This is a genomic window from Streptomyces sp. NPDC002564, assembly GCF_042889645.1.
GTDB lineage: Bacteria > Actinomycetota > Actinomycetes > Streptomycetales > Streptomycetaceae > Streptomyces.
The window spans coordinates 1-19,234 of record NZ_JBIARE010000005.1; the positions used below are offsets into that span (position 1 = coordinate 1).

Here is a 19,234-nt window from a genome sequence, read left to right on the forward strand (position 1 = left end):
GGGAAACGCCCGGTTACATTCCGAACCCGGAAGCTAAGCCTCATAGCGCCGATGGTACTGCAGGGGGGACCCTGTGGGAGAGTAGGACGCCGCCGGACTCCTTTTCATAGCCGTGGTCCCTGGATTCAATTCCAGGGACCACGGCTTTTTTGTGTTCCGGGGCCGAGGACGCGGCCACCCCTCTGCACCGGCGTGTGGCAACTGAGGGTAAGGTCAGGGGGCATCATTGGCTCTTTCCCACAGGAGGCCCCCGGGTGGAGGTCCAGGAGACTCGCGTCCAGACGGACCGTGTCCTCACCATCCCGAACATCCTCAGCATGGCTCGCCTCGCCGGCGTGCCCCTCTTCCTGTGGTTGATCCTCAGGCCGGAGTTCGGAGGGCCCAACAGCGACGGATGGGCGCTGCTGGTCCTGGCGTTCAGCGGTGTCAGCGACTACCTCGACGGCAAGCTGGCCCGACGCTGGAACCAGATCAGCAACCTCGGCCGGCTCCTCGACCCCGCGGCCGACCGGCTCTATATCCTCTCGACGCTCGTCGGCCTCACCTGGCGGGAGATCCTTCCGCTCTGGCTGACGGCCGCGCTGCTGCTGCGCGAGCTGGTTCTCCTGGTGATGGTCGGGATCCTCAGGCGGCACGGCTATCCGCCGCCGCAGGTGAACTTCCTGGGCAAGGCCGCCACCTTCAACCTGATGTACGCCTTTCCACTACTGCTGCTCAGCGACGCAAGTGGCTGGATCGCCACACCCGCTGCTATTTTCGGATGGGCGTTCGCCGGATGGGGTACAACGCTGTATTGGTGGGCAGGGATCCTCTACGTGGTTCAGGTCCGCCGACTTGTCAAGGCGGACAGCCCGGCCGATTGAGTTCGCCGATTCGGCGGCTGTAAGAGGCTCTCAGGGCCCGCATGCGACATATGTGGGCCCCATCTCGGTGAGCTGAGTCGGCCAGATCGTCGTCTATTGAGGAGGACGTTTCCGACATGAAGGCCGTCGTGATGGCCGGCGGTGAGGGCACACGCCTTCGCCCCATGACCTCGAGCATGCCCAAGCCGCTCCTTCCCGTGGCCAATCGGCCGATCATGGAGCATGTGCTGCGGCTGCTGAAGAGGCATGGGCTCACCGAGACCGTAGTGACAGTGCAGTTCCTGGCGTCTCTCGTCAAGAACTACTTCGGCGACGGCGAAGAGCTTGGGATGGAGCTCACCTATGCCAACGAGGAAAAACCGCTCGGCACCGCGGGCAGCGTGAAGAACGCCGAGGAAGCGCTGAAGGACGATGCTTTCCTCGTCATCTCCGGTGACGCCCTGACCGACTTCGACCTCTCCGAACTGATCGCCTTCCACAAGGAAAAGGGCGCGCTCGTCACCGTATGTCTGACGCGCGTTCCGAATCCGCTGGAATTCGGCATCACCATCGTCGACGAAGAGGGAAAGGTCGAGCGTTTCCTCGAGAAGCCGACCTGGGGCCAGGTCTTCTCCGACACGGTGAACACCGGCATCTACGTCATGGAGCCGGAGGTCTTCGACTACGTCGACGCCGACGTGTCGGTCGACTGGTCCGGTGACGTCTTCCCGCAGCTCATGAAGGAGGGCAAGCCGGTCTACGGCTATGTCGCCGAGGGCTACTGGGAGGACGTCGGCACGCACGAGAGCTACGTCAAGGCGCAGGCCGACGTGCTGGAGGGCAAGGTCGACGTCGAACTCGACGGATTCGAGATCTCGCCCGGAGTATGGGTCGCCGAAGGCGCCGAGGTGCATCCCGACGCCGTACTGCGCGGGCCGCTCTACATCGGTGACTATGCCAAGGTCGAAGCGGATGTCGAGATCCGCGAACACACCGTCGTCGGGTCGAATGTCGTCGTGAAGAGCGGCGCGTTCCTGCACAAGGCAGTCCTGCACGACAACGTCTACATCGGGCAGCACAGCAATCTCCGCGGCTGTGTCATCGGCAAGAACACCGACATCATGCGGGCCGCCCGTATCGAGGACGGCGCGGTCATCGGTGACGAGTGCCTGGTCGGCGAGGAATCGATCGTCCAGGGCAATGTGCGGGTCTATCCGTTCAAGACCGTCGAGGCCGGTGCGTTCGTCAATACGTCGGTCATCTGGGAGTCCCGCGGCCAGGCCCACCTCTTCGGGGCGCGCGGGGTGTCGGGGATCCTGAACGTGGAGATCACGCCGGAACTCGCCGTGCGCCTCGCGGGCGCCTATGCGACGACCCTGAAGAAGGGGTCCACCGTCACCACCGCGCGTGACCACTCCCGTGGTGCGCGCGCACTCAAGCGGGCGGTGATCTCTGCCCTGCAGGCCAGCGCCATCGACGTACGGGACCTGGAGAACGTGCCGCTGCCGGTCGCCCGGCAGCAGACGGCCAGGGGCAGCGCCGGCGGCATCATGATCCGGACGACGCCCGGAGTGCCGGACTCCGTCGACATCATGTTCTTCGACGGGCAGGGCGCGGACCTCTCGCAGGGCAGCCAGCGGAAGCTGGACCGGGTGTACGCGCGCCAGGAGTACCGGCGGGCCTTCCCCGGGGAGATCGGCGACCTGCACTTCCCGTCGAGCGTCTTCGACTCCTACACGGGGTCCCTGCTGCGGAACGTGGACACCACCGGTGTCGCCGAGTCGGGGCTCAAGGTCGTCGTCGACGCGTCCAACGGCAGCGCGGGCCTCGTGCTGCCGAGCCTCCTCGGCAAGCTCGGCGTCGACGCGCTGACCATCAACCCGGGGCTCGACGAGGCGCGGCCCACGGAGACCGCGGACGCCCGCAGGTCCGGGCTCGTGCGACTCGGCGAGATCGTCGCGTCCGCGCGGGCCGCCTTCGGCGTGCGGTTCGACCCGGTCGGCGAGCGCCTCTCGCTCGTGGACGAGAAGGGCCGCATCGTCGAGGACGACCGGGCCCTGCTGGTCATGCTCGACCTGGTGGCCGCGGAGCGGCGCAGCGGGCGGGTGGCGCTGCCGGTGACGACGACACGCATCGCCGAGCAGGTCGCCGCGTACCACGGGACGCAGGTGGACTGGACGACCACGTCACCCGACGATCTGACGCGGGTGGGACGCGGCGACTCGACGATCTTCGGCGGGGACGGGCGGGGCGGGTTCATCGTGCCCGAGTTCAGCAGCGTCTTCGACGGGACCGCCGCGTTCGTGCGGCTCATCGGGCTCGTGGCGCGGACGCAGCTCACGCTCAGCCAGATCGACGCACGCATCCCGCGCGCGCACGTGCTGCGGCGCGATCTCGCGACACCGTGGGCCGTCAAGGGGCTCGTGATGCGTCGCGTGGTGGAGGCGGCGGGGGAGCGGTCCGTCGACACCACCGACGGGGTGCGGGTCGTGGAGAGCGACGGACGGTGGGTCATGGTGCTGCCCGACCCGGCCGAGGCTGTCACTCATTTGTGGGCAGAAGGACCCGACGACGCGTCCGCCCAGGCGCTGCTCGACGAGTGGGCCGCCGTGGTGGACAGCGCAGGTCGCTGACGTTTTCCGGCGTCGGACGGCACCCGCAACAGGTGCCGTCCGGCGCGCCGGTGGGGCCATTCGGAGGTAGTGCCCACGACGTGCGACGATGTGCGGCATGCCGCAGCAGCCCCCCGTCCGGAGCACCCCCTCGCGCCCCCGGCGCAAGGACGCGTCCATGTCGCTGCTCACCACCGTCATGGACCACAGTCTCGACGAGGGATACGCGGAGGCGGCGGCCCGCAAGGAGGCCAGGGGGGACCGCGGTGTCCCGCGGCCGTTGCGGGCCAAGCTGGGGCTCGCGGCCGGACTCGTGCTCGCCGCCCTGGTGGTCACCGTGGGAGCCGCGCAGGCGCGCATAGAGGCTCCGGTGCTCGCCAAGGAGCGTGAGGAGCTCATCGACCGCGTCGAGGAGGCCACGTCGGGAGCCGACAAGCTCGAGGACGACGTGGACGAGCTGCGCGACGACGTCGGCGAGCGGCAACAGGCCGCGCTGCGCAAGCACGGCGGCAGCCAGGGGGAGTTGATGGGGCTCCTCTCCGGGGCCACCGAGGTCCACGGGCCGGGCGTGAAGCTCGTCGTGGACGACAAGAAGCAGGCCCAGCAGGGTGGCGGCGGGCCGCGTGAGAGCACCGGGTTCTCCGACACCGGGCGGGTGCGCGACCGGGACATGCAGCGCGTCGTCAACGGCCTGTGGCAGTCCGGCGCCGAGGCGATCTCCATCAACGACCAGCGACTCACCGCGCTGTCGGCGATCCGGGCCGCGGGTGACGCGATACTGGTCGACAACAGACCGCTGGTGCCGCCGTATACGGTGCTGGCGGTGGGGGACGGGAAACGCCTGAGCTCCCGGTTCCAGAACAGCCCCGACGGTCAGTACCTGCATGCTCTGCAGGAGAACTTCGGCATCCGGACCAGCATCTCCGTGTCGGACGAGCTCCGGCTGCCGGCAGCGCCGAGCGTGACCGTACGAACAGCAGAGCCGAAGGCAGGAAAGGGCACATCGTGATCGCCGTACTGGGCCTCGTCGTGGGAGTCGTGGCCGGATTGTTGGTTCGGCCCGAGGTTCCGGCGGTGGTGGAGCCTTATCTTCCGATCGCCGTGGTCGCGGCCCTCGACGCCGTGTTCGGCGGGCTGCGGGCCATGCTCGACGGCATCTTCGACGACAAGGTCTTCGTGGTGTCGTTCCTGTCGAACGTGGTGGTGGCCGCGCTGATCGTGTTCCTCGGCGACAAGCTGGGCGTCGGCGCCCAGCTGTCCACGGGCGTCGTCGTGGTCCTGGGCATCCGGATCTTCTCCAACGCCGCCGCGATCCGCCGACACGTCTTCCGGGCGTGACGCCGATGAGCGACGAGAGGCCCGACTACAGCCGCCGCAGGGAACTCCCCGCGGAGGTCCCCAGCGCGCCCGAGGCGCCCGCGCCCGAACAGCCCGGGGGCCCGCCGCCGCTGACCGGCCGTCAGCGGCTGGCGAAGGGGCTGTGGCCGCCGCGCGTGACCCGCCCCCAACTCATCGTCGCCCTGCTGCTGTTCGTGCTGGGCCTCGGTCTGGCCATCCAGGTGCGGTCCACCAGCGACAGCAGCGCGCTGCGCGGCGCGCGGCAGGAGGATCTCGTACGCATCCTCGATGAACTGGATGACCGGACTCAGCGTCTGGAAGAAGAGAAGCGACGCCTCGAGGACCAGCGGACCGGGCTGGAGAACAGCTCGGACCAGGCCGAGGAGGCCCGCAAGCAGACGGTCGAGCGGGAGCGGCAACTGGGCATCCTGGCCGGAACGGTGGCGGCCCAGGGACCCGGCATCACGCTGACCATCGAGGACAAGAAGGGGGCGATCGAGGCGGACATGCTGCTCGACGCCATTCAGGAGCTGCGCGCCGCCGGCGCGGAGGCCATCCAGATCAACGACGTACGCGTGGTGGCCAACACCTATCTTTCGGACGCCGACGGCGGTGGCGTCCGGGTGGACGGCCACAAGGTCGGCGAGCCGTACTTCTTCAAGGTGATCGGCAAGCCGCAGGATCTGGAGCCTGCGCTGAACATCCCGGGAGGCGTGGTGCAGACTCTGGAGAAGGAGCAGGCCACGGTGACCGTGGAACGCTCGGAGAAGATCGTCGTGAACGCCTTGCGACCTGCGAAGCGGCCTGACTACGCTCGGTCGTCCTCCCAGTGAGGGGCGGACGCATGGGGGCCGTCAGGCGAGGGCATGAGGTTGCGGGGGGTCGGCGCACCGGAAGCACGGTGCGTGGTGGAAACTGTTTGGTGGCCACAGACGTTGTGAGAATGTCTGGCTCACCGACGAATGCCGGTGTGTGCAATCAGGGTTCGTCCTGCCCCACGGGCGGGTCTGTTTCGGTCAAGGGGAATCGCCCGTGAAGTTGTTTGCGAAGTTGTTCGGCAAGAGCGCACGTGAGGACAGCGGCAATCCGGCCACTGCCCGCCACCGTGCCCCGCGCCACGGAGACGGTGAGGAGCAGGGCGCAGGGCGCCCGATGTTCCGCGATCAGGTCGCTGGTCCAGGCGGTGACAATTCGGGCGGACAGGGCGCGTCGTCTGTTGACCCTGCCGGTCCCGGCCGCATAGGTTTCGGAGAACCGTCAACCTCAAGTACGGGTGGAGGGTTTTCCCCCGACCCGTACGCATCCCATGCCCCTGCGGGGCAGCCACGGCAGGAGGACCCGTCCATGGCCCTGGTGTGTACGAGGTGCGGAAACCGTAACGCCGAGGCGAGCCGGTTCTGCTCCAACTGCGGCGCTCCGCTGCGGGCCGGAGCCGCGCCGGAGCGCGCCTCCGAGACCACCTCGACGATCTCCATCTCGGGCCTGGAGGCCTACGACGCCGAGGTGACGGGCCAGAACCCGTCTCCCGCGCTCTCCCCGGAGGCGCAGGCGGCCGTCGACGCACTTCCGCTCGGCTCCGCGCTCCTGGTGGTGCGCCGCGGTCCGAACTCGGGCAGTCGTTTCCTGCTCGACGGGGAGCTGACCACGGCCGGGCGTCACCCGCAGAGCGACATCTTCCTGGACGACGTGACGGTGTCGCGTCGCCACGTGGAGTTCCGTCGCGTCCAGGACGGTTCCTTCACCGTCGCGGATGTGGGCAGCCTCAACGGCACGTACGTCAACCGCGAGCGCATCGACTCGGTCGCGCTCTCGAACGGCGACGAGGTGCAGATCGGCAAGTACCGCCTGGTCTTCTACGCGAGCCAGCGGGCCATCTGACCCGCCCCCAGACGCCGGGTCTGGGGGGAACCCCAGGGAAGGTCCATGCTTCAAACACCGAGGGGCGGTGCCGGCACCGGCACCGCCGCCGCGGACCGTCGGCTGATGAGCATCGGTACCGTGCTGAACATGCTGCGTGACGAGTTCCCCGAGGTCACGATCTCCAAGATCCGTTTCCTGGAGGCCGAGGGGCTCATCGAGCCGCAGCGCACGCCGTCCGGCTACCGGAAGTTCGCTCCGGCGGACGTCGAGCGGCTCGGCCACGTCCTGCGGATGCAGCGGGACCACTACCTGCCGCTCAAGGTCATCCGCGAGCACCTGGACGCGCTGGAGCGCGGCGAGCGGCCTCCGCTGCCGTCCCTGGGGCGCCAGCGGGACGGCGGTGACGGCGGGGGCCACGACGAGGCCGACGGGCCGACGGCGGCCCGTGTGGGCCGTGCGGAGCTGCTGGCCGCCGCGGAGATCGACGAGGGGCAGCTCGACGAGTGGGAGACCTACGGTCTCGTCGCGCCGCTGCCCGACGGCGGATACGACGCGGAGGCCGTCACGGTGGCCTCGCTCGTGGTCGAGCTCGGCCGTTTCGGTATCGAGCCACGCCATCTGCGGGCGATGAAGGCCGCCGCGGAGCGGGAGGCCGGGCTCGTGGACCAGGTGGTCGCGCCGCTGCGCCGGCACCGCAATCCGCAGACCAGGGCCCACGCCGAGGCCCGCACCAAAGAGCTGGCAGGGCTCACCGGCAGGCTGCACTCGGCACTCGTGCAGACCGCGCTCGGGGTCAAACTGCCCTGACGCGGAGCGGTCCCCGCCGGTACTCGGCGGGTGCCCGACTACCCAAACCTGCCAGCCACGTCCTAGGGTTGCTGTGTGAACGAGCTCGACGTCGTAGGTGTCCGGGTCGAAATGCCCTCCAACCAGCCGATCGTGCTCCTGCGTGAAGTGGGAGGCGACCGGTACCTCCCCATCTGGATCGGACCAGGTGAGGCGACCGCCATTGCCTTCGCGCAGCAGGGCATGGCACCCGCACGGCCGCTGACCCACGACCTGTTCAAGGACGTGCTGGAGGCGGTGGGCCAGGAGCTCTCCGAGGTGCGCATCACCGACCTGCGGGAAGGTGTCTTCTACGCCGAGCTGGTCTTCGCCAGCGGCGTCGAGGTGAGCGCGCGGCCGTCCGATGCCATAGCGCTCGCGCTGCGCACCGGCACGCCGATCTACGGGAGCGACGGCGTCCTGGACGACGCCGGCATCGCGATCCCGGACGAGCAGGAGGACGAGGTGGAGAAGTTCCGCGAGTTCCTCGACCAGATCTCGCCCGAGGACTTCGGCACCAACAGCCAGTGAGCCGCTTCCGGCGGCCCGCGTCGGACCATTCGGCTAGCCTTTCCCCGCGGTGAGGTACGGGAAACCACTCTCAGGGTGATTATCACTCGGCGTGCCGAGTGTGGCGATCGTTGACGAGCCCCTGGCGACTGCCTACCGTCGAGAAGGCAGGTCAAGGAGGGAGGTCGGCGTGAGCAGCAGCGGCGACGGTACGGCGATGGGCGGTCCGTACCCGCTCCACGGCGGCGCGGCCGGTCACTCTCCGCATCGACCCATGGCGGTCCAGGGGAGCGGGGACGCGACGTTCGAGGAAACCGAGCGGATCGGCTATCGCGGGCCGACCGCGTGCGCGGCCGCGGGCATCACCTACCGGCAGCTCGACTACTGGGCCCGTACGGGTCTGGTCGAGCCCAGTGTGCGGGCCGCGGGCGGCTCGGGCACGCAGCGGCTCTACAGCTTTCGCGACGTGGTCGTGCTGAAGATCGTGAAGCGGTTCCTCGACACCGGGGTGTCGCTGCAGAACATTCGCACGACCGTCCAGCACCTGAGGGAGCGCGGGTTCCGCGACCTGGAGCGGATGACGCTGATGAGCGACGGTGCCACGGTCTACGAGTGCACCTCGCCCAGTGAGGTCCACGACCTGCTCCAGGGCGGCCAGGGGGTCTTCGGGATCGCCGTGGGCGTCGTCTGGCAGGACGTCGAGGGGGCGCTGTCCCAACTGCACGGGGAGCGTATCGACACGGGCGAGACACTCGTCGGGCACAACCCCGCCGACGAGCTGGCCCGACGGCGCAACAAGGCCGTCTGAGGCCGCGTTGTCAGTGGCGTAGGGCAGCATCGGAGATGTGAGAAGCGCGCCGACGATCCTGCATCTGGACATGGATGCCTTCTACGCGTCCGCCGAGCAGGCCGCTAAGCCCAGTCTGCGGGGAAAAGCCGTGGTCGTGGGCGGTCTGGGACCGCGCGGTGTGGTCGCCACCGCCTCGTACGAAGCCCGTCGGTTCGGCGTGCACTCGGCGATGCCCATGGGACAGGCGCGCAGGCTGGCGCCGAACGCCGCCTATCTCGTGCCGCGCTTCGGGCTGTACCGCGAGGTCAGCGAGCAGGTGATGGCCCTGCTGCGGGAGCTGTCGCCCCTCGTGGAGCCGCTCAGCCTGGACGAGGCCTTCGTGGACCTGGAGGCGGGCGGGGTCGCGGCCGACGAGGCCTCGGCACGGCTCGTGGGGGAGCGGCTCAGGACGGACATCAGGGCGGTGACGGGCCTCAACGGCTCGGTGGGGCTCGCGGTCTCCAAGATGCTGGCGAAGATCGCCTCCGAGGAGGCCAAGCCGGACGGGCTCAGGCTGATAGCACCCGGGACCGAGCGCGCGCTGCTGGGGCCGATGCCGGTGCGCACCCTGCCCGGGGTGGGGCCCGCGACGGGGGACCATCTGCGGCGGGCCGGGATCACCACGGTCGAGGAGCTGGCGGAGGCCGGTGAGGACGAGCTCGTACGGCTGCTCGGGAAGTCCCACGGCGGCTCGCTGTACGCGATGGCGCTCGCGCGGGACGAGCGGCCCGTGGTCGCCGAGCGGGAGTCGAAGTCGGTCAGTGTCGAGGACACCTACGACGTGGACATCCACGACCGGGTGCGGGTCCGTACGGAGGTCGGGCGGCTCGCCGAGCGGTGTGTGCAGCGGCTGCGGGCGGCCGGGCACTCGGGGCGGACGATCGTGCTCAAGGTCCGCCGGTTCGACTTCTCCACGCTGACCCGGTCCGAGACGCTCCGGGGGCCCACGGACGACCCCGGGGTGGTGCGGGAGGCCGCCGCGCGGCTGCTCGAGTCGGTGGACACCACGGGCGGGGTGCGGCTGCTCGGCGTGGGCGTCACGGGTCTCGCGGACTACACGCAGGAGGACCTCTTCGCGCAGGCGCAGGCCGCCGAGGCGGCGCTGGCCGTGGCGGCGGCGGAGAGCGCCGCGCAGGTCGTGCCCGGGGACGACGGCGGGGCCGGCGGGGGCGCGGAGGCCGATCCGGAGGGCGGGGAGCCCGTGGTGCGTGCCGAGGACGGTGCCCAGGAGTCCGTGGCGCCGGCCGAGCGGCGGTGGGCGGCCGGACACGACGTGCGGCATGCCGAGTACGGGCACGGGTGGGTGCAGGGGAGCGGCCTGGGGCGGGTCACGGTGCGTTTCGAGACGCCGGGTTCCCCGCCCGGGCGGGTGCGGACCTTCCGGACGGACGACGTGGATCTGGCGCCCGCCGAGCCGCTGCCCCTGGTCGGCGTGGGGCTGCGCAGCGAGGGTGTGGCACGGGCGGGGCTCAAGGGTCCGTCCACGACTGATGGTGCGCGGGCGGCGGAGGCGGCTGAGGCCCGCTCGGGGCCGGGCTGAGACGGGCTCGCGCGGGTGGCGGGCGGGGTCAGGGGGTCTCGGTGCCCGCGATCCGGCCGAAGGTCTGGTCCGGGGGAGGCGCGGACCCGGGCGGCGTCGTGTCCAGGCCGTAGTGGTGGTAGAGCTGCAGCTCCTGCTCGGGGGAGAGGTGCCGGCCCACGCCGAAGTCCGGGGCGTCCTTGATCAGGGCGCGGTCGAAGGGGATCCGCAGGGTGCCGTCCTCGGTCAGCTCGCTCGGCTCCAGCGGGACGAAGGCGTCGCGGCTGAACAGGCCGGTGCGTATGGCCGCCCACTCCGGGGCGCCGGTGGCGTCGTCGAGGTAGACCTCGTCGATCGTCCCGATCTTGGCCCCGGTCCGGTCGAACGCCTTGCGGCCGATCAGGTTGCGCGGATCGATGTCGGTCTGCACGGGCCCTCCAGCTGATCGAGGCTTGTCGAAATCGGGTGCAACTCATCCTTATTCAGTCGTAGTCACTACGAAAGAGCACTTCGGGGCAGGCGGCCACTCGAGGGAAGGCCCACGGGCCTCGCTGGTAGGCTGGCGACTGGCTGCTGACCCCGTGCGGGAGAGCTCTCCGGAAAGCGACTTCCGGAGGCGCCGAAGGAGCAAATCCTCCCCGGAATCTCTCAGGCACCCGTACCGCACGGACGAGGTCACTCTGGAAAGCAGGGCGGGCGTCGGGCGGGCACGTTCGGGACCCTTCCTCACCGACGGTGAAAGCAGATCCGCCCCGGGACATGGGCGGCCCTGTGAAGCTCTCAGGTTGAGATGACAGAGGGGGAGGCCGTCCGGGTACCCGCGCCGTGGTACCCCTCGCAGGTCGTGCAGACCAGGAGGCCTCCGCCATGACTGCCACCCATCGCATCCCGCTCGCCGAGCTCGAGCAGGGCATCCCCTTCGAGCAGCGGCACATCGGACCCGACGCGGAAGCTCGGGCCAAGATGCTCGCCCAGGTCGGGTACGGCTCGCTCGACGAGCTGACGGCCGCCGCGGTGCCGGATGTGATCAAGAACGCCGAGGCGCTCGACCTGCCCGGTGCGCGCACCGAGGCGGAGGTGCTGGCCGAGCTGCGCTCCCTCGCGGACCGCAACCAGGTCCTCGACTCCATGATCGGGCTCGGTTACTACGGGACGTTCACCCCGCCGGTCATCCTGCGGAACGTCATGGAGAATCCCGCCTGGTACACGGCCTACACGCCGTACCAGCCGGAGATCTCGCAGGGCCGCCTCGAGGCGCTGCTGAACTTCCAGACCATGGTCGCGGAGCTGACCGGCCTGCCCACCTCGGGCGCCTCGCTCCTCGACGAGGGCACCGCGGCCGCCGAGGCCATGGCCCTCTCGCGCCGCATGGGCAAGGTCAAGAACGGCGTCTTCCTCATCGACGCGGACACCCTGCCGCAGACCGTCGCCGTGATACAGACCCGCGCGGAGCCCACCGGTGTCGAGATCGTCGTCGCCGACCTGAGCGAGGGCATTCCCGCCGAGATCGCCGAGCGCGGTGTCGTGGGCGTGCTCCTGCAGTACCCGGGCGCCTCCGGTGTCGTACGCGACATCAAGCCGCTGATCGACCAGGCGCACGAGATCGGCGCCGTCGTCAGCGTCGCCGCCGACCTGCTCGCCCTGACGCTGCTCACCTCGCCCGGCGAGCTGGGCGCCGACATCGCCGTCGGCACGACCCAGCGCTTCGGCGTGCCGATGGGCTTCGGCGGTCCGCACGCCGGTTACATGGCGGTCCGCGAGAAGTTCGCGCGCAGCCTGCCCGGGCGGCTCGTCGGCGTCTCCGTCGACGCCGACGGCAACAAGGCCTACCGCCTGGCGCTGCAGACCCGTGAGCAGCACATCCGCCGCGAGAAGGCCACCAGCAACATCTGTACCGCACAGGTGCTGCTCGCGGTCATGGCCGGAATGTACGCCGTCTACCACGGCCCCGAGGGCCTGAAGGCCATCGCGCGGCGCACCCACCGGTACGCGACGCTGCTCGCGGCGGGTCTGACCGCCGGCGGCGTCGAGGTCGTGCACGGCGCGTACTTCGACACCCTCACCGTGCGCGCCGAGGGCAGGGCGGAGCAGCTCGTCTCCGCCGCCCGCGAAGGCGGCGTCAACATCCACCCGGTGGACGCCGACCACGTCTCGATCGCCTGCGACGAGACCACCACGCGCAAGCAGCTGACCGCCGTGTGGAGCGCGTTCGGCGTCGAGGCCGACATCGAGGCGCTCGACGCCGGGACCGCGGACACCCTGCCCGAAGGGCTGCTGCGCGGCGACGACTACCTCGCCCACCCGGTCTTCCACCAGTACCGCTCCGAGACGGCCATGCTGCGCTACCTGCGCCGGCTCTCCGACCGTGACTACGCGCTGGACCGCGGCATGATCCCGCTGGGCTCCTGCACCATGAAGCTCAACGCGACCACCGAGATGGAGCCGGTCACCTGGCCCGAGTTCGGCCAGCTGCACCCCTTCGCGCCCGCCCAGCAGGCCCAGGGCTACCTCACGCTCATCCGTGAGCTGGAGGAGCGCCTCGCCGAGGTCACCGGCTACGACAAGGTCTCCCTGCAGCCCAACGCCGGGTCGCAGGGCGAGCTCGCGGGCCTCCTCGCGGTGCGCGGCTACCACCGGGCCAACGGCGACGAGCAGCGCACCGTCTGCCTCATCCCGTCGTCCGCGCACGGCACGAACGCCGCGAGCGCCGTCATGGCCGGCATGAAGGTCGTCGTCGTGAAGACCGCCGAGGACGGCGAGGTCGACATCGAGGACCTCCGCGCCAAGATCGAGAAGCACCGCGACGAGCTGGCCGTGCTGATGATCACCTACCCCTCGACGCACGGCGTCTTCGAGGAGCACGTGGCCGACATCTGCGCGTCCGTGCACGAGGCCGGCGGCCAGGTGTACGTGGACGGGGCCAACCTCAACGCCCTGGTGGGCCTCGCCAAGCCGGGCCACTTCGGCGGCGACGTCTCGCACCTGAACCTGCACAAGACCTTCTGCATCCCGCACGGCGGCGGCGGCCCCGGCGTCGGTCCGGTCGGTGTCCGCGAGCACCTCGCGCCGTACCTGCCCAACCATCCGCTGCAGCCCGCGGCCGGTCCCGAGACCGGTGTCGGTCCGATCTCCGCCGCGCCCTGGGGCTCCGCAGGCATCCTGCCGATCTCCTGGTCGTACGTGCGCCTCATGGGCGGCGAGGGCCTCAAGCGCGCCACGCAGGTCGCGGTGCTCTCCGCCAACTACATCGCCAAGCGGCTCGAGCCGCACTTCCCGGTGCTCTACACCGGCCCCGGCGGTCTCGTCGCGCACGAGTGCATCATCGACCTGCGGCCGCTCAGCAAGGCGACGGGCGTCAGCGTCGACGACATCGCCAAGCGGCTCATCGACTACGGCTTCCACGCGCCGACCATGTCGTTCCCGGTCGCCGGCACGCTGATGATCGAGCCGACGGAGAGCGAGGACCTGAACGAGATCGACCGGTTCTGCGAGGCGATGATCGCCATCCGCCGGGAGATCGAGAAGGTCGGCGCCGGCGAGTGGACCGCCGACGACAACCCGCTGCGCAACGCGCCGCACACCGCCGCGGTGCTGGGCGGCGAGTGGAAGCACGGCTACAGCCGTGAGGAGGCCGTGTTCCCGGCCGGTGTCTCCGCCGCGGACAAGTACTGGCCGCCGGTGCGCCGCATCGACCAGGCGTACGGCGACCGGAACCTGGTCTGCTCCTGCCCGCCGCTGGATGCGTACGAGGACTGATGACCGCGCCCGGCGGGCATGCGGTGGGGCCGGTTCGGAGATTCTTCTCCGGGCCGGCCCCTCGTCTGTTCGGTGGTGCGGTTCTCGGTGGTGCGGTTTTTCGGTGGCGCGGTGGTGCGGGTGCGGACCAGTGACGGTCGTGTCGGTGCGTGCTCAGGCGGCCGTCATGACCTGGTCGGTGCCCAGCGGTCGGTGCGGGGCGATGATCTGCCCGTCCGGCAGCAGCTCACCGGTGTCCTCGAAGAGCAGGACGCCGTTGCACAGCAGGCTCCATCCCTGCTCCGGGTGGCTCGCCATGAGGAGCGCGGCTTCCCGGTCGGCGGAGTCGGCTGTCGGGCACGGTGGTTTGTGCTGGCACATGGAAGGGTTCTTTCGCTGCGATGAGATGGCTGTGACGTCGGTCCTGTGGCTCGATGCGGTATTCATAACCGCCCCCCGTTTGTAGTCGGTCCGCTCCCAGTGTTGCCCTCCGGGCGTCAATCCGCAGGGATTTTGCCGCAGCGGCTCCTCCTGCTTAAGGACGTATCACCCGCCCGGACGGTTCAGCCCAACTTCCCCGTCTCTTCGGGTGGTTCGGGGTGGCCTGAGTGGGCTAGTCCACCTGGGTGGGCAGCGCTGTGCCCCGCGGCCGGGGGCGGCGGGGCACAGGAAGCGCGAGGGTGGCGTCAGGCGGGCGAACCGAGCAGGGGCGCCGGGGTCAGGCGGTGGTTGAGCATCGCCAGCAACTCGGCGACGCGATGCGGGCGGTGGGCCGCGATGCCGGGCGGGGCGGGGGCCAGCGGGACGAGGAGGTCGGAGGCGGCGAGCGGCCCCTCGGCGCCGTCGTCCGTGCAGTCCCGGTGCAGCCAGAGGGTGATCATGTAGAGCTCGGGTACGGAGAGGAGGCGTGGCTGGCAAGGCATCGGCATGGCCTCGGCGTGCCGCAGGGCCCGTTCGGTGGAGGCGATGTAGGGGCCTTCGAAGAAGTGCGAGAACGCCCAGCCGTCCGGGGTGAGCATCGTGTCCGCGGCGGCGAGCGCGCGTTCCCCGCTGCGGATCAGGAAGCGCCAGCCCGCGAGGCGGGTGGGCGCGGTGCCCTCGGGCGTGATGCGGTCCAACACGTGGACCGGCAGCGGCAGTTCGGGACTCGTGGGGCCCTGCGCGGTGCGCAGGGACGGGGTGCGGGCCTCGCGTACGGCCGTGGGGGAACCGAGTGCCGCGAGGACGCTGCGCAGGGCGGGCGCGGGAGCCGGGGGGACATGCAGCGGCATGGTGGGTCGCCTCTCTCATTCGACAGGCACGGTGGAGCGGGGGCAGGTGCGTGACGTCGCTGTCAGCTCTGGGTCAGAGGGGCGGGGGCTGGAACCGCGAGCGCCAACTCTCTGCCTAGATTGCGCAGTTTATACGAGACGTGTTCGAGCAATGTTTCATCTAGAACAAGCTGATATTGCGCGCAAGTGCCTATCAGGTCGAGCTTGTGAGAGTTTTCACCCGATTTTGCGTGGGCCCGGCCGTGGTGACCTCGTATTTCCCTGGGCGCGCGGTCGGCCGATTTCTGCCGGTACTTTTGACCAGGCGCTTCGGAACGGAATCTTCCCTGTGCCGCATGCCTGGTGAATGTGCCGGACAGCTGATGCGTCGAGGGTACCGGCCGGTGGTCGCGCGCGGGGCGTTACCGATCACATTGTCGGGGCATCATCCCCCGTACACAGCGGCCGGATCGTCCGCCGCCCGTGCGAGGAGGGACGCTTCGATGGGGGAGAAGGTCGCGGCAGGCACGTTCGACCTGGCCGATCGGCACCGCTACCGAGGCAAGCTCCGGGAGTGTCTCGCGGGGCTGGAGCGAATGCTGGAGGAGGAGCGGTTCGACCGGCCCAAGAATCTGATGGGCATGGAGATCGAGCTGAATCTCGCCGGGCCCGACGGGCTGCCGAGGATGTTGAATGCGCAGGTTCTGGAACGCATCGCGAGCCGGGATTTCCAGACGGAACTCGGAATGTTCAATCTGGAAGTGAATATCGCCCCGCACCGGCTCGGCGGCCGTGTTCTCGACCGGCTCGCCGAAGAACTGCGCACGGGCCTCAACTATGCCCACCGGAAGGCGAACGAGCTGGACGCCGGCATCGTCATGATCGGGATCCTGCCGACGCTCGACCACGCCGACCTGGTCTCCGGGAACCTCTCCGACGTCGACCGCTACGCCCTGCTCAACGATCAGATCGTGGCGGCGCGCGGCGAGCACTTCGCCCTGGACATCCAGGGCGTGGAGCGGCTGACCTGTACGTCCGCGTCGATAGCGCCCGAAGCCGCGTGTACGTCGGTGCAGTTGCACCTCCAGGTCACGCCGGGCCGGTTCGCCGACGTGTGGAACGCGGCGCAGGCGATCGCCGCCGCGCAGGTCGCCGTGGGGGCCAACGCGCCGTTCCTGTTCGGCCGGGAGCTGTGGCGCGAATCGCGGCCGCCGCTGTTCCTGCAGTCCACCGACACCCGCCCGCCCGAGCTCCAGGTGCAGGGCGTGCGGCCGCGGACCTGGTTCGGGGAGCGGTGGATCACCGGCCCCCTGGAGCTCTTCGAGGAGAACCTGCGGTACTTCCCCGCGCTGCTGCCCCTGATGGACGAGGAGGACCCGATCGGTGTCCTCGACGCGGGCGGCGTGCCGCAGCTAGGCGAGCTCGTGCTGCACAACGGCACGGTCTACCGCTGGAACCGCCCGGTGTACGGCATCGCCGACGGCGTCCCGCATCTGCGCGTGGAGAACCGCGTGCTGCCCGCGGGCCCCACCATCACCGACGTCATCGCCAACGCGGCCTTCTACTACGGGCTGGTGCGGGCGCTTGCCGAGGAGGCGAGGCCCGTGTGGACCCGGCTGCCCTTCGAGGCGGCCGCCCAGAACTTCGACGTCGCGTGCCGCCAGGGCATCGACGCCACGCTGCAGTGGCCGCGGCGCGGCAGGCTCGGCGGCACCACGGAGGTGGCGGCCGTCGATCTCGTACGCGACGAACTGCTGCCGCTGGCGGCCGCGGGTCTGGACGCGTGGGGGGTGGAGGCCGCCGACCGGGACCTCTACCTCGGGGTGATCGAGGAGCGGTGCCGGCGGCGGGTCAACGGCGCGTCGTGGCAGGCGTCGACGTACCACCGGGCGTTGGAGGACGGGATGACCCGGGAGGAGGCGCTGGCCGCGACCACGAAGCGGTACTTCGCGCTGATGCACGCGGGGGAGCCGGTGCATACATGGCCCGTGGGGCTCAGGGAGCCCGCGGTGCCGCTGGGTTGAGCGGCGGCCTGTGGTGCCGCCGGGTTGAGCGGCCGCCTGTGGTGTCGTTGGGCTGTCCGGTTGATCAGCCCTGATTGCTGCCCGCCTCCATGATGGCCTTGAGGATGACCGCGTGGATCTGTGCGGGGTCGTCGACCTGGTGACCGGAGCCGCCGGTGGCCGTGGCGATCTGCTGGACCTCGTCCTTGTCCGCCTCGGGGCCGACGGCGATGGCGATGATCGGCACCGGCTTCGCGGGGTCGGAGAGCTCCTCCAGCTGGGAGATGAGGGAGCTGCGCGAGATGCTGCCCGGGTCCTGGTTGGCGCCGTCGGTCAGGATCACCAGGGCGTTGAACTTCCCGCTCGCGTACGTCGAGCGTGCCTCCCGGTAGGCGGCGAGGGTGGTGTCGTACAGGCCGGTGGCACCGCCGGGCACGGGCTGCAGGGCGCCGAACGCCTCGGACAGCTCGTCGCGGTGGGTGCCGTCGCCCTTGCGGTCGCCGAGCCGCTCGGTGGGCTCCAGCTTGCGGTAGTCGCGGTCGCCGTCCAGCCGGGTGGCGAACTCCCACAGACCGATCTGGTCGTCGTCCGTGAAGCCCGCGAGCGCCTGCAGCAGCGAGGACTTGGTGACCTCCATCCGTGACTGGTCGCGGCCGGGGACGAGCTGCCGCATGGACTCCGAGGCGTCGACGACCGTGCTGAGCCGGGCGCTCTGCACCGTGATCGTCCACATGCCCAGGGTCTCCTGGAGCTGCTTGTCCGACGGCGGGTCCGTGGCCTCGCCCGCGTAGGGCTGCGGGGTGCGGCCGCCGGCCGCGGTGACCAGCTTGTCGGACGGCTGGTCGGGGTCGGTCCTGAAGCCGTGCTCCGTCAGGATCCGGCGGCCGTCGGCGTCGCTGAACATCGTCATGAAGCGCAGGGCCGCACGGCTCATGTCGGTCGACATCCGGCCGTCGTCGACGAGCGTGTACGGGTAGTCGAGCCGGGGCGAACCGTCCTTGGGATAGAACAGGTCGAGGGCGTTCTCCTCGCCCGCCGACGCGTTGTGCGCGTACGCGGCCTGCTCGGAGACGATCACGGCCTGGTTGCGGCGCGGATTGCCCTGTTCGGCGCCGGAGTCGTCGCGGGCCAGGGTTTCCAGGAGCCGGCCGTCGGTGTCGGTGGTGCGGGCGGACAGCGCCTTCGCGACCGCCGCGGCCTGGGTGCTCCCCTCCTTGCCGCTCTGCTTCTTCGCGGACGCGCCGAGTTTGGCGAGGGCGAGCAGGCCGGTCGCGCTGCGCGCCGGGTCGGCGGCGCCCAGGCGCAGCTTGTCGCCCTTCATCGCGGCTCCGGCCAGCTTCGGCCAGTCGTACGTCTTCTTCGGCCAGCCCATCGCCTCCGCGGCGGAGGGGACCATGCCGATGCCGACGGGCGACGCGGCGATGTGACCTGCGGCGGACACCTTGCTCCGCTCGGCGCCGATGCCGACGCGCTGCACCCACAGCTCGGAGTCCGGCACCCATACGTCGTACCGTGCGTCGCCCTTGCCGGAGCGGAGTTCACCGGCGACCTTGTACGAGTCGCGCGCGGTCACCCGGACGTCGATGCAGTGCCCGTCGGAGGTGATCTCCTTCTCGCGGGCCTCGTCGGCCGCTTCGCGCAGGGCGGGGGTGACGTCGGGGGAGGCGACGACATCGAGGCGCAGCGCCTCGTCGCCGCAGGAGCCGCCGAAGGTGAGCAGTCCGCTGCGGACCGCCGCCGCCGCGCCTCCCGCGACCACGAGGACGAGCGCGGTGGCGATGGCGACCGAACGGCCGCGGGCACGTGGCCGGGGGTCGGACGCTGCGCTCTCATGGTCATCGGGCAAGCTGTGACGTCCCATGGCGGTGGTGCCCCTCCTTGAACGATGAAGCAAGGAAAGAGGGGGCTGTA

16 protein-coding genes, 1 rRNA gene and 1 riboswitch are annotated in these 19,234 nt (G+C 70.2%); of the genes, 13 read left to right on the plus strand and 4 right to left on the minus strand.

Translation table 11 applies throughout. The features are described from left to right. The 11 genes from rrf to ACFYXE_RS18810 all read left to right on the plus strand — a co-directional run. Window positions 1-98: ribosomal RNA gene (gene rrf, locus ACFYXE_RS18760) — 5S ribosomal RNA — on the plus strand; the annotation flags it as partial. A 156-nt stretch (window positions 99-254) separates the two neighbouring features. Further along, a complete protein-coding gene (locus ACFYXE_RS18765) occupies window positions 255-863 on the plus strand; it encodes a CDP-alcohol phosphatidyltransferase family protein (protein WP_389313685.1) in 609 nt (202 codons plus the stop codon). Between the two features lie 116 nt (window positions 864-979). Then, the gene (locus ACFYXE_RS18770; RefSeq protein ID WP_389313687.1) at window positions 980-3,475 is read left to right on the plus strand and encodes a sugar phosphate nucleotidyltransferase; all 2,496 of its coding nucleotides are present in this window, start codon (window positions 980-982) and stop codon (window positions 3,473-3,475) included. Between the two features lie 88 nt (window positions 3,476-3,563). Further along, window positions 3,564-4,463, plus strand: a complete 900-nt coding sequence (locus ACFYXE_RS18775) for a DUF881 domain-containing protein (protein WP_361176101.1) — start codon at window positions 3,564-3,566, stop codon at window positions 4,461-4,463. After that, window positions 4,460-4,792, plus strand: coding sequence for a small basic family protein (locus tag ACFYXE_RS18780; RefSeq protein WP_003988855.1), 333 nt, complete (start codon window positions 4,460-4,462; stop codon window positions 4,790-4,792). The genes ACFYXE_RS18775 and ACFYXE_RS18780 overlap by 4 nt, the downstream gene beginning before the upstream one ends. Before the next feature lie 5 nt (window positions 4,793-4,797). Next, on the plus strand, window positions 4,798-5,625 hold the full coding sequence (locus tag ACFYXE_RS18785; RefSeq protein WP_361176111.1) for a DUF881 domain-containing protein: 828 nt from the start codon (window positions 4,798-4,800) through the stop codon (window positions 5,623-5,625). Window positions 5,626-5,707: 82 nt separating this feature from the next. Next, window positions 5,708-6,670 carry an FHA domain-containing protein gene (locus tag ACFYXE_RS18790; RefSeq protein WP_361176109.1) on the plus strand — a complete coding sequence of 321 codons (963 nt, stop codon included), beginning with the start codon at window positions 5,708-5,710 and terminating at the stop codon, window positions 6,668-6,670. A gap of 45 nt (window positions 6,671-6,715) precedes the next feature. Further along, on the plus strand, window positions 6,716-7,459 hold the full coding sequence (locus ACFYXE_RS18795) for a MerR family transcriptional regulator (RefSeq protein WP_389313690.1): 744 nt from the start codon (window positions 6,716-6,718) through the stop codon (window positions 7,457-7,459). Between the two features lie 75 nt (window positions 7,460-7,534). Further along, complete coding sequence (locus tag ACFYXE_RS18800) at window positions 7,535-8,008, plus strand: bifunctional nuclease family protein (RefSeq protein WP_030794342.1); 474 nt, start codon at window positions 7,535-7,537, stop codon at window positions 8,006-8,008. A 169-nt stretch (window positions 8,009-8,177) separates the two neighbouring features. Next, window positions 8,178-8,795, plus strand: a complete 618-nt coding sequence (locus tag ACFYXE_RS18805) for a MerR family transcriptional regulator (RefSeq protein WP_361176097.1) — start codon at window positions 8,178-8,180, stop codon at window positions 8,793-8,795. 37 nt (window positions 8,796-8,832) lie between these two features. Beyond that, window positions 8,833-10,356, plus strand: a complete 1,524-nt coding sequence (locus ACFYXE_RS18810; RefSeq protein WP_389313693.1) for a DNA polymerase IV — start codon at window positions 8,833-8,835, stop codon at window positions 10,354-10,356. 28 nt (window positions 10,357-10,384) lie between these two features. Here the strand turns inward: ACFYXE_RS18810 and ACFYXE_RS18815 are convergent, their stop codons facing one another. Continuing rightward, a complete protein-coding gene (locus tag ACFYXE_RS18815; RefSeq protein WP_361176093.1) occupies window positions 10,385-10,765 on the minus strand; it encodes a PRC-barrel domain-containing protein in 381 nt (126 codons plus the stop codon). Window positions 10,766-10,909: 144 nt separating this feature from the next. Continuing rightward, window positions 10,910-11,009, plus strand: a riboswitch (glycine riboswitch). Window positions 11,010-11,202: 193 nt separating this feature from the next. Here ACFYXE_RS18815 and gcvP point away from each other — a divergent pair. Next, complete coding sequence (gcvP, locus tag ACFYXE_RS18820; protein WP_389313695.1) at window positions 11,203-14,091, plus strand: aminomethyl-transferring glycine dehydrogenase; 2,889 nt, start codon at window positions 11,203-11,205, stop codon at window positions 14,089-14,091. 153 nt (window positions 14,092-14,244) lie between these two features. Here the strand turns inward: gcvP and ACFYXE_RS18825 are convergent, their stop codons facing one another. Together ACFYXE_RS18825 and ACFYXE_RS18830 are read right to left on the minus strand one after the other, a co-directional pair. After that, window positions 14,245-14,451 (minus strand): DUF5999 family protein, encoded by a 207-nt coding sequence (locus ACFYXE_RS18825; protein WP_389313697.1) that lies wholly within the window; start codon window positions 14,449-14,451, stop codon window positions 14,245-14,247. 305 nt (window positions 14,452-14,756) lie between these two features. Beyond that, a complete protein-coding gene (locus tag ACFYXE_RS18830; RefSeq protein WP_389313699.1) occupies window positions 14,757-15,341 on the minus strand; it encodes a hypothetical protein in 585 nt (194 codons plus the stop codon). Window positions 15,342-15,823: 482 nt separating this feature from the next. Here ACFYXE_RS18830 and ACFYXE_RS18835 point away from each other — a divergent pair, with 482 nt between their 5' ends. Then, on the plus strand, window positions 15,824-17,344 hold the full coding sequence (locus ACFYXE_RS18835; protein ID WP_361176085.1) for a glutamate--cysteine ligase: 1,521 nt from the start codon (window positions 15,824-15,826) through the stop codon (window positions 17,342-17,344). Between the two features lie 64 nt (window positions 17,345-17,408). Here ACFYXE_RS18835 and ACFYXE_RS18840 read toward each other — a convergent pair whose 3' ends face one another. After that, window positions 17,409-19,184 (minus strand): substrate-binding and VWA domain-containing protein, encoded by a 1,776-nt coding sequence (locus tag ACFYXE_RS18840; RefSeq protein WP_389313701.1) that lies wholly within the window; start codon window positions 19,182-19,184, stop codon window positions 17,409-17,411. Window positions 19,185-19,234 lie beyond the last annotated feature (50 nt).